We start from the raw sequence: 16,093 nt of genomic DNA, 5'->3' as shown, positions 1-16,093 counted from the left end.
AACCGCGCCTCCTAGATGGGCCGGCCTGGTTCTCATCCGATCCCATCAGGTGGCGGCCCCGCGCCGACCACGGACAGAAGCAAGACCCCGGCGAAGGATCGACCTCAAGAGGGATTGACTGACGAAGGCCCGTTACAGAAGGCCCTTTCCCGATTGGATGGAAGCAGCTGATCGGATAAAATGGTCTATCTTCAAATGCTTAGAGCGTGACGGCCGCCTGAACCAGCATCCACTTCAGGCTCTCACGCTCTAAGGCTCGCGCGCCACCGCGCCGCAGGCGGCCATCAGGCGCGCGTGGGCCAGGGCGCGGACGGTCAGGCCGGGGGCTCCGGCGGCCAGGGCGACCCGATCCCCATCCACCACCACCGGAAGGCCCTGGCGGGCGCTGGGCGGGAGGTCGGCGAGACCCTGGCGCTGGCCGGGCGGCAACCGCGCGGCGAGGCCGGCGAGCGGCAGGATCGTCACCGTGCGGTCGGCGGTGATCTCGAATCGACCGTCCCAGACCTCGGTGTGCCCGGGCTCCAGGACCAGGGGCTCAAGGCCCCGCCGCGTCATCTCGCCGGGTTCGCGCAGGAACCGGACCGCCTCGGCGCCGGCCTCGATGCGCGCGCCGGCCAGGCTCGCGGCGAAGGTCTCGTGACCCCGCAGGCGTTGGGCTAGGCGGGCGGTTCGGTCACCGCGCGGCGGCCGGGAGGTCCCCGACGCACAGAGGCAGGCGGCGCCCACGAAGGCTTCGATCTCCCCCTGGCGCAGGGCCTCGCGCGGCAGGGTCAGCAGGCCGGCGTCGTCGTCGCGGACCTCCATGGCCAGCTCCGCCGGTCTCGGCGACGCCGTGACGGGATCGGGGCAGGCTGCGGCCCTGGTCGCCAGGGCCTGCCGCGCCCGGGCGCGGGCGAAGCGCGGGTCGTCATTGGCCGGGTCGTCGATCCAGGTCTCGCCGCGGGCGGTGAGCCAGGCCCGGATCTCGGCGCGCCCAGCGCCCAGCAGCGGGCGCAGCAGGAAGATGTCGCGCCCCTCGGGCCAGGCCGGCGAGGGGGCCCACTCGCGCGGACTGGGGGTGGTCGAACCGCCGAGCCGCATGATCTGCGCCTCGGCGCGATCGCCGGCCGTGTGTCCCATCAGCACGACCCGCGCCCCGGCCTGGCGCGCGGCGGTGGCGATCAGCCGGTGGCGCGCCTCCCGCGCGGCGGCGGGCAGGCCCGTAGACGGCTTACGTCCCGTCCAGCTCAGCGCCTGGAACCCGGCTCCGAGCCGGGTGGCGAGGTCGGCGCAGGCTTGGGTCCAGTCCCGGCTTAGCGGTCCAAGCCCGTGATCGACGGTGAGGATCAGAAGCCGCCGGCCGTGGCCGCGGGCCCAGGCGTCGGCGATCAGGGCCAGGGCCACGGAGTCGCCACCGCCGGAGACGGCCACGGCCAGGGGGCGGTCGCTGTCGGTGCGCAGGCGGCGGTCGAGGACGCCGCCGCAGCCGAGATTGCCGCCGGTGCGGGCTAGGCCGCGCACTTGGCTTGGCTACGCGCCGCGGCGGCCCGACCCTGCACGGCCGGGGGCGCCTTCGGGTAGCGGCGCGAGAACTCCGCCAGGGTCTGGCAGGCGTCAGCGGGCTTCTTGATCTGGATCAGGGCGCGGGCCAGTTCGACCACGGCGTCGGGCGCCCAGGGGGTGGCCGGCCAGCCGCGGATCGCGCCGATATAGGCGCCCGCCGCCTCCGCGTGGGCCGCGCGCGCCGACAGGGTCTTGCCCAGCCAGTAGCGCGCCTCGGGCGCCTTGAGGCTGTCGCCGTAGCGCGCCACGTAGGCGCGGAAGCCGGCCTCGGCGCCGTCATAGTCGCCGCTCAGCATCAGTTGCCGCGCCTGGTTGAAGGTCTCGGTGGCGGTCTGGGTCGGCGGTGCGCCGGACAGCTCCGGCGCCGGCAAGCCGGCGTCGACCGGGATTTCCGCGGCCGCGGCGCGGGTTTCAAACGCGGCGATCTTGTCGGAGAGGCTCTTGATCTGGCCCTTCAGGGCCTCGTTCTCGCGACGGGCCAGTTCGCCGTCGCGGGTGGCGCTCTCCAGGTCACCGGTCATGCGGGTGAGGCTTTGTTCCAGCTCGCCCAGGCGCCGTGTCAGCTCCTGGAGCTGGTAGTCGGTCTCCGCCGGTTGGATCACCACGGGTTTGCCGGAGTCGCGGCCCTGGAAGACGATGGCGCGCAGTTCACGCATCACCTGCTCCATGCGGTCGAGCCGCCGCGCGTCGCGGGCGTCGAGCGGGTCGATCGGGGTCTGGGCGAGCGCCGTGGTCGAGATCAGCGCAAGGGCGAGGGGCAGGGCGAGGCGGCGGAAGATCATGTCGTCACTCTAACCTGGTTCGGGCGACCGAATTGCGGCTCGCAAAACAGGCGGAGTCCCAGCCGGGACCCCGCCTGCATGCTGAAAGCGCTCGAGACTAGCGCGCGCCGCCGGTGATCGCCGTGGCGGCGTTCCGGTTGCGTTGATAGGCCTCTTCGCTGGTGCCCGGATCGATCGGGCGTTCCTTGCCGAACGACACCGTGGAGATGCGGTTCGGGGCGACGCCACGGCTCACCAGGTGCTCGCGCACCGAATTGGCCCGGCGCGAGCCGAGGGCGAGGTTGTACTCACGGGTGCCGCGTTCGTCGGCATTGCCTTCGATACGGACCTGGACGGCGGGATAGCGCACCAGCCAGGCGGCCTGGGCGTCGAGGACCGGTGCGGCGTCGGAGCGGATGTCATACTGGTCGAGGTCGAAATAGACCCGGTCCCCGACATTGACGACGAAGTCCTGGGTCGAGCCCGGGACTACGCCCACAGGGGCAGGCGCCGGGGCCGGGGCCGGCTCCATCGGCGCCGGGGCCGTCGGCGCTGGCGGCGTCGGGGCGGGCGGCTGCGGCTTGGGCTTTGACGCGCAGGCTGTCATGGACAGCGCCGCGGCGGCGATCAGGGCCAGTCGAACGGCGCCTTTGGTATTGAAGCTCTGCACGTGGGCTTCTCCTTCTGATGTTTACGACGGCGGGTTCCCAGACGTTCCGAGTACCTGCACCTATTCGGCTTTTTGAAGGCCTAACAATCCGGTGATGGCGCGTTTGGCGCGCCAATACCTGAAACGACTAATTCAACAGCGGCGACCAGGCCGGGTCCGAGGCCGAGCCGGGATAAGGGGCGGGCCGCAGGATCCGTCCGGTGACGTCCACCGTCCACAAACGCGGGGCGCCGCCAGGTGTTTCCCGGCTGAACATCAGAACTCTGCCGTTGGGCGCCCAGGTGGGGCCCTCGTCGAGATAGCTGGTGGTCAGCAGCCGCTCGTCCGAGCCGTCGGGCTTCATCACACCGATGTGGAACTGGCCGCCCACCTGTTTGGTGAAGGCGATGAAATCGCCCACCGGGCTCCAGACCGGGGTGGTGTAGCGCCCCGAGCCGAAGGAGATGCGCCGCGCGCCCGATCCGTCCGCGCCCATTACATAGAGCTGCGGGCTTCCTCCGCGGTCGGAATTGTAGACGATCCGCGTCCCGTCGGGGGAGAAGGAGGGCGAGGTCTCGATGGAGGGGTCCGAGGTCAGCTTGGCCGCGGCGCGGTTGCGCAGGTTCATCACATAGATGTCGCTGTTGCCGTTGCGCTCCACCGAGAAGGCCACGCGGCCACCGTCCGGCGAGAAGCGCGGGGCGTAGACCATGCCGGGGAAATTGCCGAGGGTCTCGCGCCGGGCGGTCTCCAGGTTGAACAGGTAGATCGATGAGCCCTCCGGCCGCAGGGCCATGTAGGTGATCTCCTGGCTGGTCGAGGAGAACCGCGGCGTCATGACGATGTAGGAGCCGTCGGTCAGGTAGCTGGGATTGGCCCCATCCTGGTCCATGATCCCAAGCCGCTTGATGCGGTTCAGCCGCCCGCCGCTCTCGGAAACGAAGACAATCCTCGTGTCGAAATAGCCCTTCTCGCCGGTCAGCCGCTCATAGACGGCGTCGGAGATCTTGTGCGCCACGCGCCGCCAGTTCTCCGGGGTGGATGTGAACTGCAGGCCGAGAAGTTGCTGCTCGGCGTAAACGTCCCACAGGCGGAAATTGACCGTCAGTCGGCCGCCCTCGACGGTCACCTGGCCATTGACCAGGGCCTGGGTGTTGATCGCCTTCCAGTCGGGGAACCGGGGTTGGACATTGACGTCCAGGCTCTTCTCGATGAAGGCGGCTTGGTCGATAGGTCGGAACAGGCCCGAGCGTTCCAGGTTGGCGGTGATGACCTGGGCGATCTCCGCGCCGCGGGCGCCGCCGAAGGCGGGAATGGCCACGGGCAGCGGCTGGACGTCGCCACGATTGACGTCCACCTCGATCTGGGCCCGGGCCGGCGCGGCGCCGGCGAGCGTCGTGGCGAGGACCGCCAACACCGCCAGGGCAAGGGATTTCAGTCGCATCGGTCGTGTCTCCTGAAGGCCTAGGAACAGGCCTCTGCGGCGTTGAAGTTGACCGCGATGCGGTCGCCGTAGAAGTCGCGGGGCAGGTTCTTGAAGGGGGCGGCCTGGTAGACCGCGCGGATGGCGCGTTCGGCGGCGGCCTGCTCGACGGCGTTGGCCGAGCGTTCCTTGCCGCCGGCCTCGACCTGACCGATCACCTGGCCGCCGGCGCCCAGGGTGAAGGTCACCCGCACCTTGATCGAGCGGCCGCCCTCGACCTCGCAATTGGGGTTCCAGCGCCGCTGCAGTTCGTCGGCCAGGCCCTTCAGCGCATTGGCGGCCATGCCGTCACCCATGTCCGGGCGCGCCACCTTGGCGGTTTCCTGGCGGGCGGGGCCCTTGGCGGCCGAGGAGGTCCGCGATCCCGACGAGCGAGCGGCCTTGGCCACGTCGGCGGCCAGGGCGTCGAGGTCGAGGCTGGCGGTCTTCTGCGGCTTGGGCGCGGGCTTGGTCGGGGCCTTCAGGGTGGGCTTGGGCGGCGCCGCGGAGGCGGGCTTCGGCGCGGGCGGGGTCGGGATCGGGGCCGGGTCCGGAGCGGCGGCCTCGGCCGGAGCGTCGGGGACGGGCTGCTCTGTCTGGGCCGTTTGCTCCTCCGGCGCCTGGACGGCCTGGCGCAGGTTGGTGTCGGGGGCGTTGGAGACGATGTTGATCGGCACCGAGGCGCCGACCGAGAGCTCCCGCGTCCACGGCCACGAGACGAAGGCCAGCCCGAACACGCCCAGGTGCAGGGCCAGCGAGGCGATCATCGCCGGAGAGAATTCGCGGCTGCGCGACGCCATGCCGGCCTCAGCGCTTGCGGGCGTCGCCGCCCGAGGAAGGCCCGCCCGTATCGGTGATCAGGTTGATCGAGGTGAAGCCGGAGGCGGCCAGCGCCGCCATCACCTGGGCCACCACCTCATAGGAGGACTTGCCGTCGGCGCGGACATAGATCGGCTTGGAGGCGCTCTCCCCGATCATGGCGCGGAGGCGCGGGGCCATTCCGGCGAAGGGCACGGGATCTTCCTGGATGAACAGCGAGCCGTCGGCGCGGATCGAGACCGTCAGGGGCTCGGAATCGTCCTCCATGGCCCCGGCCTCGGTCTTGGGCAGCTCGACCTCCACGCCCACGGTCAGCAATGGAGCGGAGACCATGAAGATGATCAACAGCACCAGCATCACGTCGACCAGCGGGGTGACGTTGATCTCGGCCAGGGCGCCGCGGTTGCGGCGACCGCGGCGGCGGCGCGACCCGCCGGTGGCGGAAAAGGCGTCGTGGGCGGAGAGCGCCATGGCTCAGCCCCGCTCGGCTAGGCGCCGCTGGATTGCGGTCGACAGGTCGTCGGCGAAGCCTTCGAGGCGGGCCGAATATCGTCCGGCGTCGGACGAAAAGCGGTTGTAAGCGATGTAAGCTGGGATAGCCGCGATCAGGCCGACGGCCGTGGCGAACAGGGCTTCGGCGATGGAGGGGGCGACGACGGCGAGGTTGGTCGACTTCTCGATGGCGATGGCCTGGAAGGCCTTCATGATCCCCCAGACCGTGCCGAACAGGCCGACGAAGGGCGAGGCGGTGGCGACGATGGCGAGCGAGGAGAGGCCGGTTTCGACGCGGGCGCTCTCGCGGGCGATGGTGGTGTCGAGCTGGCGGTCGATGCGCTGGATCAGGAAGGCGGCCTGGCTCTCGTTGCTGACCCCGCGCTGGCGGGCCTCGCGCCACTCGCGCAGGGCGGCTTGCAGCATGCGGGGCAGGGCGTGGGACGGCCGTTCCCCGGCGTCGGCGGCGATCTCCTCCAGGGGGCGGCCGGAGGCCACCTCGTCCTCGAAGATGTCGACCTCGCGGTTCAGCGCGGTCAGGCGGAAGACCTTGTCGAGGATCACGGTCCACGACCACAGGCTGGCCAGGATCAGCCCGACCATCACGCCCTTCACAACCCAGTCGGCGCGCAGGAACAGGTTGATGAACGAAAAGCTGTCGGCGGTGATCGGCGCGGCGTCCATGCGGGCTCCAGGAATAGCGGCGGGGCTAGACTTCAAAACCCGCCGGGGTGGCGATCTTAAGGCCGCCATTTTTGGTTAAGCGCGGCTTAACACGGACCTGTTCAAGCGAAGTAGGGACGCAACTGTTCCAACATGCCGGCCGGCGGCTTGCGCGGGCGGCCGGCGAGGTCGATGCAGGCCGCCTCCACCTGGGCCTGGCAGATCAGGTCCTCGCCCCGGAAGATCTGCTGGCCGATGAACAGCCGCGGCCCCCGGGCGCTGTCATAGGTGGTGCGCACGGCGAGCGCGTCGTCGATACGCGCGACGCGCTTGAACTCCAACGCCATGCGCACGATGGCGAAGGCCGCGTCCTGGTCCTGCAGCTCGGCGTGGCGGATGCCGGCGAGGCGCAGGAAGTCGCTCCGTCCGCGCTCGAAATAGCGGACATAGTTGGCGTGATAGACGACGCCGGTGAAGTCGGTGTCCTCGTAATAGATGCGCACCGGCAGGACGTGTTCGCGGCCGTCGAGCCAGCCGGCGGAGGGTTGTTCAGTCATGGCGCTGATCTAGACGACCCCACGTCCAAGGTCAGCCCCGAGGCGAGGATCGCGCCGACGCCGTAGAGCAGCCAGGCGCCGGGCAGGGTCAGGTCCGGGACGCCATAAAGCTGCGGCTGCCACGCGAAGGCCATGCCGTCCAGCAGCAGGGCCGGCGTGGAGGCGAGCGCCGCGGTCCGCAGGTGTCCGCCCGGCGCGCCGCCGGTCAGGCGATGGACGGCGAGCACCACCAGGGGCGCGAGGGCGGCGCTGACCGCGAAGACGATGGGGGCGGCGTCGCGGCTGAACCACCCGAACGGCGCGGCGTAGCGGACCACCATGGCGGCGGCGAACCAGAGGACGACGCCCACGGCGACGAGCAGGATGTTGCGGGCCATCGCGGAGCTCCCCCTCGTCGGGAGGATGGCGCAAGTCGGGGAGTCGCGGAAGCTGCGCATCCACACCTATTCCGTTCATCCCCGCTTGCGCGGGGATGAACGGCTTTTATTGGTCGTCCTCGAACAGGGTCGGTTGCCCGCCCGCCTGGATCTGCGGGGGCGGGGTGAGGCCCAGGTGGCTGTAGGCCTTGCCGCAGGCCATGCGGCCGCGCGGCGTGCGCTGGATGAAGCCCTGCTGCAACAGGAAGGGCTCGATCACGTCCTCCACCGCGTCGCGGGCCTCGGCGATCGCATAGGCCAAGGTCTCCACCCCGGCCGGGCCGCCGCCATAGTTGTCGATCAGGGCGGTGAGGTAGCGGCGGTCCAGGGCGTCGAGGCCGGCGGGGTCGACGTCGAGGCGCGCGAGCGCCCGGGCGGCGGCCTTGCCGTCGATCACCACCACCCCGTCGGCGGTGGCGAAGTCGCGCACCCGGCGCAGCAGCCGGCCGGCGACGCGCGGGGTGCCCCGCGCGCGGGCGGCGATCTCGGCGGCGCCGTCGGGCGCGAGGCTGAGGCCCATCTTCAGAGCCGCCTGGGCCAGCACCTTCTGCAGCTCGCCGTGGGTGTAGAACTCCAGGCGCAGGGGGATGCCGAACCGGTCGCGCAGCGGCGTGGCCAGCAGGCCCGCCCGGGTGGTCGCCGCCACCAGGGTGAAGGGCGCCAGGTCGATGCGGATCGAACGCGCGGACGGTCCCTCGCCGATCATCAGGTCCAGGACGTGGTCCTCCATGGCCGGATAGAGGATCTCCTCCACATTGGCGGCCAGGCGGTGGATCTCGTCGATGAACAGCACGTCGCGCGGTTCGAGATTGGTCAGGATCGCCGCCAGGTCCCCGGCCTTGGCCAGGACCGGGCCGGAGGTGGCGCGGAAATTCACCCCCAGCTCGCGGGCGACGATCTGGGCCAGGGTGGTCTTGCCCAGGCCCGGCGGGCCGAACAGCAGCACGTGGTCGAGCGCCTCGGAGCGGCTCTTGGCCGCCTCGATGAAGACCTTGAGATTGCCCTTGGTCTGCTCCTGGCCGACGAACTCGGCCAGCGTCTGCGGGCGCAGGGCCTTGTCGTGGGTCGGGGCGTCCTGCGCCTGGGGTTCGCTGGAGATGATGCGGGTCATAGGGGCGGCCCTATGAAGGCCGGCCACGGAAAACACGAAAAGCGCGGACGCGCGAAGCGCCATCCTTGCGAACGAGCCGTCGTGGTTTGCGCGCTGGAGATCGCGCCCTGACGGGCGCCTTGTCCGCGCTTTTCGTGTTTTCCGTGGTCGGACTCAATCACCGCCCCAGCTCCTGCAGGCCGGCCTTGATCAGGGCCTGGATGGTGGCGTCTTCGCCCAGCCGCAGGTGGGCCTGTTCGACCACGCGGCGCGCATTGACCTCGGCGACGCCGAGACCCAGCAGGGCGGCCACCGCCTCGCCGGCGGCGGAGGGCGGCGGCGGCGTGGCGGGCGTGAGCGCCCCGGCGTGGAAGGCCGCCACCGGGCCGTCGGTCAGCGGCTTGTCCTTCAGCTCGGTGACGATGCGCTGGGCGAGCTTGGGGCCCACCCCGTTGGCGCGGCCGACCGCGGCCTTGTCGTCGCGGGCGCAGGCCTGGGCGAGCTCCGCGGGCGGCAGGACGTCGAGCACGGAGAGCGCGGCCTTGGGCCCCACCCCCTGGATGGCCTGCAGCATGACGAAGGCCCGGCGCTCGTCGCGGCCCAGGAAGCCGTAGAGCTTCATGCCGTTTGCCTCGGACCACTGGGTCTCCACGTGCAGCACCGCCTCCTCGCCCATGGCCGGCAGGTGGCCCAGCGTGCGCGAACCGCAGCGGACCACATAGCCGACCCCGGCCACGTCGATCAGGGCGTCTTCCTCGCCGACCTCGGCGACCAGGCCGCGCAGCCGGCCGATCACGCCGCGGCCCCGAGGTTGCGGACCCGGCGGTGGTGGGCGTGGGCGATGGCGACGGCCAGGGCGTCGGCGGCGTCGGCGGTGGTCTTGCCCGCGGTGGGCAGCAGGCGCGCGATCATGAAGCCCACCTGGTCCTTGTCGGCCGCCCCGGTCCCGACCACCGACTTCTTGACCACGGTGGCGGCGTATTCGGCCACCAGCAAGCCGGCACGGGCGGGCACGATCATGGCCATGGCCCGGGCGTGGCCCAGCTTCAGCGCCGAGGCGGCGTTGTTGTTCATGAAGGTCTCCTCCACCGCGGCCTCGTGCGGCGCGTGGAGGGCGACGACCTCGGAGATGGCGTCGAACAGGCAGAGCAGCCGCTCGGCGAAGGGCAGGCTGTCCTTGGGCGCGATGACCCCGTGGGCCACATGGGTCAGCCGCGATCCCTCCACCGCGATCACGCCCCAGCCCGTGCGGCGCAGGCCGGGATCGAGGCCGAGGATGCGGAGGGAAGCGGTCATGGGAATCGGCGCGTTCGTCATCTGTTCCACGGAGAGATACAGGACGTCGGCAGGGTTAAGCAAACGTTGAGGGGCGCGCTGCACGCGCCGGGATCGCGAACTATCGAACGGGTGCTAGCCAATAGGTTGGCGAATTGCGCGGCCCCCTCAGCAGGGAACGAGGCGCGACCCGCCGTTGGCTTGCTTGACCATTCCGCAGGCCTTGGCTGGCTTGACGAGGCCTTGCGTCGCCGGAACCCCCGTGGGGCCAGGCATTGCGGCGGCCTCCTGGACCGGCGCGCCGGACACCTGTGCGTCGCAGGCCATGCGGACCCGGCGATCCAGGGCTAGGACTTCGCCCTTGGCTTGGGCGAGCTCGCCCGAGACGTCGGCGCCAAACACCGAGCCCAAGGGAAGCAGGAAGAGGAACACCGCCGCGGCGTCTGCGGTGGCGGCGTTGTTCTGCCGCCGGCTCAGCGCAAACGCCCGTTCCCGAGCCGCGTTGGCCTCCGCGCGGGAGTCGGCGCAGTTCAGCGTCGAGTATTCGTTCGCCGAGATCGAGACAGGCGCTACGGAACTCGCTCGCGTCGCGCAGCCGGCGGTCGAGACGGCAAGAATCGCCGTCATCGCCAGTTTCAGTGCTTTCATTGGAGCCCCCGCTCAAAAAGTTGACGGGACCGTAGGTCTCACCGGTTGTGGGTGCAATGGACCTCTCGTAAAGCGAGAAGTGGCTGATCGTTCAGACGTCGCCGCTCCAATTCCGATACCGCCCCCGCCAGCCGCTTGGTCTCGCGCGCGTCGATGTGGCCCGGGTAGGCCAGCTGGGTCACCCAGTCCTTGCCCTTGCACTTCGGACACGGCCGCTTCACCGAGCCCGCCACATCCGAGACCAGGGTGGTGAAGCCGCCGTCGCGCAGCTCGTAGAGGCGGGCTTCCCCTACCTCGTAGCCCCTGGCCCAGCTGCAGACCGCGCAGCCCAGCATGAGGACGCAGCCCGGATAGCGGCGGGCATCCTCCAGCTGGGCGTCGGCGAGGCTGGCGAAGCCAAGATCGACCACCGAAAACACGGAAAGCACAGCCCCCCAAAGCCGGGACTGTTACCCATCTATCCGGGCTGGTCTGTCACCTCTCCAACCCGGCAGCACACGTTGTCCAGCGGATGGATAGGTAACAGTTCAGCCCGGTTGGACGGGTAACAGTCTGCGGCCTTGGGGATCGATGAGGCCGATGGGCTGGCGGTAGAACCAGACGCGCCAGCCGTGGCTGATCTCTTCGATGGCGACGGCCTCGCCGTCAAGGCCTGAGCCGAGGGCCGGAACGGTCGGGCCAGGCGATGAGATCGCGAAACATCAGGCCCGCGAGGCGGAAACGAACCGACGATTGGCTTCCGACCAGGTCATCGCATTCATGAAGGCGTCCACGTAGTCGGCGGCCTTTGCGCCGTAGTCCAAGGCATAGGCGTGCTCGTACATGTCGAGCGCCAGGAGGGGCGCGCCATCCGCGAGCGTCTGGGTGTGATCGGAGGCCCAGGTGTTCACGAGCCTTCCGTCATGTCGGCTATAGGTCAGCAGCACCCAGCCTGACCCGCCGCCCAGCGCCTTGCCCATCGCCGTGAACTCTCCGGCCCAACGATCATGGCTGCCGAAATCACGCTCGAGGGCCTGAGCGAGGCCTGTGCTGGGGGCGGCCCGCGCCGCCAGTCCCGCGAAATAGAGTTCGTGCAGGATCATGGAGTTCCAGGCGATCAGCTCCTCCCGCTTGAGGCCGTTCATCTGGAACATGGAAGCCGTGGCGAAATCGAGCTTGCCGAACTCGGCGCGGATCGCGCCCAGGCGCTTCACGGCGCCGACATAGTTGTTGTCGTGATGGCTGATGAGCAGCTTCTCGGACAGGCCCGGAACTGCCTTGGGATTGAGGGGTAGGGGCTTCGGCGCGAAGGCGGCGGGTTGAGCCGCGACCGGGAGGGCGGCGGCCAGCAATCCTGTCGCGGCGAGCAGGGCGCGTCGGTCGAAGGCGGCTTCCGTCATCTCGTTCTCCTGTCGTGCGAGGTCATCCTAGAGCGCGCGGCGCGGTCATGGTGCTCCACAAGGGCGCGTGGCGCGCGCCTTGAGTTCCACCAGCAGCAGGGCAAGCCGGCCATCCAGATCGGCCTTGGCGGCGGCGTAGTCTCCATTCCAGGAAGGGGTCTTCCACGCCTGCGCCGAACGCAACATCGGCTCGTCCGCCGCCGCGTCGAAGGCGATGGCCATGTCGGCCTGAGCGACGTCGGCTTGCGTCAGCAGGCGAAGTGGCTCCGAGGCGGGATTGAGGCCGTCGGCCTTGAGTCTGGCCGCCAGGCCGGGGGAGACATGGTCCTCGGGATGCACGCCACGCGAGGAGACGGATAGGGAAACGCCCTCATCGGCGGCGCGGCGCTTAAGGGCTTCGCGGGCGATGGCGCTTTTGACTGAGCCTGCCGGGCAGACGAAGAGCACCCGAACGGGTGGGCAGGCGGCTTTCGCCAGGCCGGACGCCAGCGAAAGACCCAGGCCGATGACGACGGCTCTACGGGCTGGATATCGGCGGGGTGAGGTGCGACTGGAAGCCATGCGCGTCTCCAAGCGGAGTTGCGCGGTGCTTGGGCCGAAGCCTTACCGGGACACCGCTTCATCCCGGACGCATACGGCTAGTCCTGCGTCGTGGATTTAGCAAGAAGCCGCCCCATCAGTTCCGATACCGCCCCGCCAGTCGCTTCGACTCCCGCGCGTCGATGTGGGCCGGGTAGGCGAACTGGGTCGTCCAGTGCTTGCCCTTGCACCGCGGACACGGCCGCTTCACCGACCTGGCCACGTCCGAGACCAGGGTGGTGAAGCCGCCGTCGCGCAGCTCGTAGAGGCGGTTGATGATCTTGCCCACGTCATAGCCCCGGGCCCAGCCGCAGATCTCGCAGCCCAGCATGAGGACGCAGCCCGGATAGCGGCGGGCGTCCTCCAGCCTGGCGTCGGCGAGGTTGGCCAGCGGGCGCATGGTCAGCCGTGCGGCGCCCCCGCATAGAAGCCGCTGTCGCGGGTGAAGTGGAAGGCGGCGGTCTCCAGGGCCTCCTTGGCGGCCAGGATCACCAGGTAGTCGGCGCCGAACGGCCGGCAGCGGGTCTGCAGCTTGATCAGGGCGTGGTGATAGTCGCGCAGGGCCTCGAAGGCGGCCTTGGGGTCGGTGACGCCGGTGTAGCGGACCTTGGTCATGGGGGCTCCTGCTGACATGTTGACATCGAACAAAAGCAGAACATCTCCGGCCCGGCGACTCCGTTCCGGCTGCATTTCGCTGGGCGGCGCAGCCTCAGGGTGCGGGCGGAAAGTTGAACAAGTTCCAATGGACTTGGCCGCCCGTGGGTATCCAATCGCCCCCGGGATGAACGCAGATATGGGAGGCGTCAGTGAACAGTCTTCTGGTTTCGCGTCGGGGTTTCGCGGTCATGGCCGGGGCGGCGCTGGTCACCGGCGGGCGCGGCGCGGAGGGTCAGGCCCTGCCGCCGCTGGCGGGCACGGCGGAGTCGCCCATGGGCCCCTTCTATCCGGTGGGCCACCTGGCCGAGGCCGACGCCGACCTGGTCTGGCTGAAGGGCCACAAGGCGCGCGCGCTGGGCGAGGTCATCGAGGTCTCGGGCCGGGTGCTGGACCGGCACGGGGCGCCGATGCGCGACGCGACCCTGGAGATCTGGCAGGCCAACGCCGCGGGCCGCTACGCCCACCCCAACGACATCAGCAAGGCGCCGCTGGACCCCAACTTCCAGGGCTTCGCCAACCTGCGCACCGACAAGGACGGCGGCTGGCGGATCACCACCATCAAGCCGGCCGCCTATGACTCGCCGATCGGCCTGAGGACGCCGCACATCCATTTCGACGTGCGCGGGAGCGCCCACCGGCTGAACGCCCAGATGTACTTCCCCGAGGAGGCGGCGCTGAACGCCAGGGACCAGCTCTATAAGGGCCTCGCCGACCAGGCTGGGACCTCCGTGGCGGTCGCGGCCGGGGCGGGCAGGTACCGCTGGGACATCGTGCTGATGGACGGGTAGGGCGGCACGCCTGCTGCTCGCGCACACACGCAGAACGTGAAGGAACCGGGCGGCGCGGGCGCCGGTTCGTCTGCCGTCAAGGACGGAGGACGGCGAGATGGATTATCGGCTCTATGTGTTCGATTCCGCGGGCCAGGTGGCGCGGGCGGAGGAATGGTCGTGCGCCTCGGAGGCGCAGGCCCTTGAGCGGGCCTCGCGCCTGGTCAACGCCTTCGGCGCCGAGCTGTGGCAGGGCGCGCGGCATGTGAGCACCTTCGCCGGTCGGCTAAGCGCCCGCGCCGCCGAGCCGGGCGAGGCCCACGCCTGAAGCGCTAGCTCCAGAACTTGAATGCGTCCCAACCGGCCTGGATCAGCTCGCGGGGCAGGGCCAGGATGTCGGTGAGCAGCAGGGCCACGCCGAAGAACAGCCGCGCGGCGAAGGGCACGAAGAACAGCAGGGCCAGCAGGGCCAGCATGGCGATCCCCTCGATGGGCGCCAGCCGCCGGCGCACGGCCTGGGCCAGCCAGGGGCGCAGGATGCCGAAACCGTCGAGGCCCGGGACCGGCAGCAGGTTCAGCACCAGGGCCGTGGCCTGCAGGAAGGCCAGGAAGGCCAGCGCCGCGACCAGGGGATTGCCCGCGCCGCCGGGCAGGGCCGGGGCCGCGAGGTGGATGACGCCGCCCAGCGCCAGCAGGACCACGAAGGTGCCGGCGGGTCCGGCCAGGCTGGCCAGGGAGCGCCAAGCTCGCGTGCGCATCATGTCCTCGCGCAGATAGACCGCGCCCCCCGGAAAGCCGATGCCGCCCAGGACGAGCGCGATGACCGGGATGACGATGGAGGTGCCCAGGTCCGCGTATTTCAGCGGGTCGAGGGTGAGGTAGCCCTTCTCGGCGATGGTCGGGTCGCCGGCCTTGTGGGCGGTGAAGGCGTGGCCGAACTCATGGACCACCACCGCGGCGATCCAGCCCAGCACCACGAAGGCGAAGGTCAGCGGGCCCGTGGCCTCCGGGACCAGGGCGAGCGCAAAGCCCGATGCGATCCAGGCCGCCAGCAGGATGAACGCATTGGGGCTGATCGGCGGGCGGTCGGTCGTGGGCAGGACGGCGTCGGCCAAGGGGGCTCCGATCAGGGTAGGGCGGCAGGATAGCTGGTATATATGCGGTGGCGGGCTATCTCAGCTCGTCCGCGACACAAACCCAGGCGTCAGTATTGGTGATAGTCGGCTCGCCGCCTTCGGTTGGGGCGAACCGCCACGACTCACCGACGCAATCTGCTCGGTCGGAGCGACAGAGCATGACCTCGCCATTCGGCAGATCGTACCAGCGCTCGCGGTCATAGCTGGGCGGATTCGGAATTGAAGAGCGCCGCGCCGCGATCTGGCGCATCGCTTCGGCGCCGGTGGGGAGCTGAGTCAGGGCGCGCCAGGGCCTCGGATCGAGTGCTACGCAGGCGTCCGCCGTACGAGGCCCGTGTGTCGACTGACAAGCTCCGACCGCCATGACGGCGATGGCCCCCAAGGCAATGCCCCTATACATCCAGTTGTCCCGTCACGTAGGGCGTCTCGACGCCTGCGATAGCATGATCGCCCGCCTTGCGGACCACCAGGTCGGCGAGGGCGCGGGCCGGGGCGATGTGGTCGCGCAGGTTGGGCAGGTTGATGCGCTCCCACACCATCTTGCCGAAGGCCTGCGCCTCCGGGCGGCTCATGGACCGGAAGCGGGCGTAGAAGGATGTCGGGTCATGCTCGGCCAGGTCCCAGAGGCCCATGAAGCGGGCGACGAACCAGCGCTCCAGGTCGGCCTCGTCGGCCTCCAGATAGACCAAGGCGTCCAGCAGGCCGGGCGGGCCGGTCAGGGGATGGCGCAGGGCCAGGCCCTCGATGACCAGCACGTCGGGCGGGGCGACCTCGCGGGCCAGCGCCTCGTCGACGTCGTAGGTCACGTGGCTGTAGCCGGGGAAACGGGTGGGCGCGTGGCGGACGCCCTCCAGGGCGGCGCGCAGGGCGGCGTGGTCGTAGCTGGCGGGGAAGCCCTTCTGGACGGTGAGGCCCAGCTCCTCCAGCCGGGCGTTGGACCGCAGGAAGCCGTCGGTGCAGACGAGCTCCACGCGCTGCGCGCTCGCCTCGAAGGCCACCTTCAGCGCCTGGGCGAAGGTGCTCTTGCCCACCGCCACCGAGCCGGTGACCCCGACCACGAAGGGTCCGGCCGCCGGGCGGAAGGGCGCCAGCAGGGCGACTATGGCGGCAGGGTCACTCACGGCGCCTATTCCTACCCAAGGCCGAGGTTTGCGCCAGGGCCCGGTTGCCAGGGGGCCAGGCATCTGTTGTCCTGAGTGTC

The 16,093-nt window shown here is 70.1% G+C and carries 22 protein-coding genes; 2 read left to right on the top strand and 20 right to left on the bottom strand.

What is annotated here, in order from left to right:
• Positions 1-249: 249 nt before the first annotated feature.
• The 18 genes from tilS to Q8Q88_RS12110 form a co-directional block, all read right to left on the bottom strand.
• The gene (tilS, locus tag Q8Q88_RS12195; protein WP_305675458.1) at positions 250-1,500 is read right to left on the bottom strand and encodes a tRNA lysidine(34) synthetase TilS; all 1,251 of its coding nucleotides are present in this window, start codon (positions 1,498-1,500) and stop codon (positions 250-252) included.
• Positions 1,488-2,324 carry a tol-pal system protein YbgF gene (gene ybgF / locus Q8Q88_RS12190; protein WP_305675457.1) on the bottom strand — a complete coding sequence of 279 codons (837 nt, stop codon included), beginning with the start codon at positions 2,322-2,324 and terminating at the stop codon, positions 1,488-1,490. Before ybgF ends, tilS begins: the two co-directional genes overlap by 13 nt.
• Before the next feature lie 97 nt (positions 2,325-2,421).
• Positions 2,422-2,910 (bottom strand): peptidoglycan-associated lipoprotein Pal, encoded by a 489-nt coding sequence (pal, locus tag Q8Q88_RS12185; protein ID WP_305675461.1) that lies wholly within the window; start codon positions 2,908-2,910, stop codon positions 2,422-2,424.
• Positions 2,911-3,100: 190 nt separating this feature from the next.
• Complete coding sequence (gene tolB, locus Q8Q88_RS12180; protein WP_305675456.1) at positions 3,101-4,396, bottom strand: Tol-Pal system beta propeller repeat protein TolB; 1,296 nt, start codon at positions 4,394-4,396, stop codon at positions 3,101-3,103.
• A gap of 20 nt (positions 4,397-4,416) precedes the next feature.
• Positions 4,417-5,214 carry an energy transducer TonB gene (locus tag Q8Q88_RS12175; RefSeq protein WP_305675455.1) on the bottom strand — a complete coding sequence of 266 codons (798 nt, stop codon included), beginning with the start codon at positions 5,212-5,214 and terminating at the stop codon, positions 4,417-4,419.
• Between the two features lie 7 nt (positions 5,215-5,221).
• Complete coding sequence (locus tag Q8Q88_RS12170) at positions 5,222-5,704, bottom strand: ExbD/TolR family protein (protein ID WP_305675454.1); 483 nt, start codon at positions 5,702-5,704, stop codon at positions 5,222-5,224.
• A 3-nt stretch (positions 5,705-5,707) separates the two neighbouring features.
• Entirely contained in the window at positions 5,708-6,409 is a 702-nt protein-coding gene (tolQ, locus tag Q8Q88_RS12165) for a protein TolQ (RefSeq protein WP_305675453.1), read from the bottom strand.
• Positions 6,410-6,510: 101 nt separating this feature from the next.
• Complete coding sequence (locus Q8Q88_RS12160) at positions 6,511-6,945, bottom strand: YbgC/FadM family acyl-CoA thioesterase (protein ID WP_305675452.1); 435 nt, start codon at positions 6,943-6,945, stop codon at positions 6,511-6,513.
• Positions 6,942-7,322, bottom strand: coding sequence for a hypothetical protein (locus Q8Q88_RS12155; RefSeq protein WP_305675451.1), 381 nt, complete (start codon positions 7,320-7,322; stop codon positions 6,942-6,944). Before Q8Q88_RS12155 ends, Q8Q88_RS12160 begins: the two co-directional genes overlap by 4 nt.
• A 106-nt stretch (positions 7,323-7,428) precedes the next feature.
• Complete coding sequence (gene ruvB / locus Q8Q88_RS12150) at positions 7,429-8,472, bottom strand: Holliday junction branch migration DNA helicase RuvB (protein WP_305675450.1); 1,044 nt, start codon at positions 8,470-8,472, stop codon at positions 7,429-7,431.
• 157 nt (positions 8,473-8,629) lie between these two features.
• Entirely contained in the window at positions 8,630-9,247 is a 618-nt protein-coding gene (ruvA, locus tag Q8Q88_RS12145; RefSeq protein WP_305675449.1) for a Holliday junction branch migration protein RuvA, read from the bottom strand.
• The gene (ruvC, locus tag Q8Q88_RS12140; RefSeq protein WP_305675448.1) at positions 9,244-9,747 is read right to left on the bottom strand and encodes a crossover junction endodeoxyribonuclease RuvC; all 504 of its coding nucleotides are present in this window, start codon (positions 9,745-9,747) and stop codon (positions 9,244-9,246) included. Before ruvC ends, ruvA begins: the two co-directional genes overlap by 4 nt.
• A gap of 147 nt (positions 9,748-9,894) precedes the next feature.
• Positions 9,895-10,374 (bottom strand): hypothetical protein, encoded by a 480-nt coding sequence (locus Q8Q88_RS12135; protein WP_305675447.1) that lies wholly within the window; start codon positions 10,372-10,374, stop codon positions 9,895-9,897.
• Positions 10,375-10,412: 38 nt separating this feature from the next.
• Complete coding sequence (locus Q8Q88_RS12130) at positions 10,413-10,802, bottom strand: hypothetical protein (protein WP_305675446.1); 390 nt, start codon at positions 10,800-10,802, stop codon at positions 10,413-10,415.
• 273 nt (positions 10,803-11,075) lie between these two features.
• On the bottom strand, positions 11,076-11,753 hold the full coding sequence (locus tag Q8Q88_RS12125; RefSeq protein WP_305675445.1) for a superoxide dismutase: 678 nt from the start codon (positions 11,751-11,753) through the stop codon (positions 11,076-11,078).
• A 45-nt stretch (positions 11,754-11,798) separates the two neighbouring features.
• Entirely contained in the window at positions 11,799-12,314 is a 516-nt protein-coding gene (locus Q8Q88_RS12120) for a hypothetical protein (RefSeq protein ID WP_305675444.1), read from the bottom strand.
• Between the two features lie 115 nt (positions 12,315-12,429).
• Entirely contained in the window at positions 12,430-12,732 is a 303-nt protein-coding gene (locus Q8Q88_RS12115; RefSeq protein WP_305675443.1) for a hypothetical protein, read from the bottom strand.
• Between the two features lie 2 nt (positions 12,733-12,734).
• Positions 12,735-12,947 carry a hypothetical protein gene (locus Q8Q88_RS12110; RefSeq protein WP_305675442.1) on the bottom strand — a complete coding sequence of 71 codons (213 nt, stop codon included), beginning with the start codon at positions 12,945-12,947 and terminating at the stop codon, positions 12,735-12,737.
• Positions 12,948-13,138: 191 nt separating this feature from the next.
• Between Q8Q88_RS12110 and Q8Q88_RS12105 the strand changes: the two genes are divergently transcribed.
• Positions 13,139-13,777, top strand: coding sequence for a protocatechuate 3,4-dioxygenase (locus tag Q8Q88_RS12105; protein WP_305675441.1), 639 nt, complete (start codon positions 13,139-13,141; stop codon positions 13,775-13,777).
• 97 nt (positions 13,778-13,874) lie between these two features.
• Positions 13,875-14,084 carry a hypothetical protein gene (locus Q8Q88_RS12100; RefSeq protein WP_305675440.1) on the top strand — a complete coding sequence of 70 codons (210 nt, stop codon included), beginning with the start codon at positions 13,875-13,877 and terminating at the stop codon, positions 14,082-14,084.
• 4 nt (positions 14,085-14,088) lie between these two features.
• Here the strand turns inward: Q8Q88_RS12100 and Q8Q88_RS12095 are convergent, their stop codons facing one another.
• Positions 14,089-14,871 carry a site-2 protease family protein gene (locus Q8Q88_RS12095; RefSeq protein WP_305675439.1) on the bottom strand — a complete coding sequence of 261 codons (783 nt, stop codon included), beginning with the start codon at positions 14,869-14,871 and terminating at the stop codon, positions 14,089-14,091.
• A 413-nt stretch (positions 14,872-15,284) separates the two neighbouring features.
• Entirely contained in the window at positions 15,285-16,013 is a 729-nt protein-coding gene (locus Q8Q88_RS12090) for a hypothetical protein (protein ID WP_305675438.1), read from the bottom strand.
• Positions 16,014-16,093: the final 80 nt, after the last annotated feature.

Source organism: Phenylobacterium sp., from assembly GCF_030697925.1.
Taxonomy (GTDB): Bacteria; Pseudomonadota; Alphaproteobacteria; order Caulobacterales; family Caulobacteraceae; genus Phenylobacterium.
Note: the sequence above shows the minus strand (reverse complement) of the source record. Positions and strands in the feature narration are given on the sequence as shown.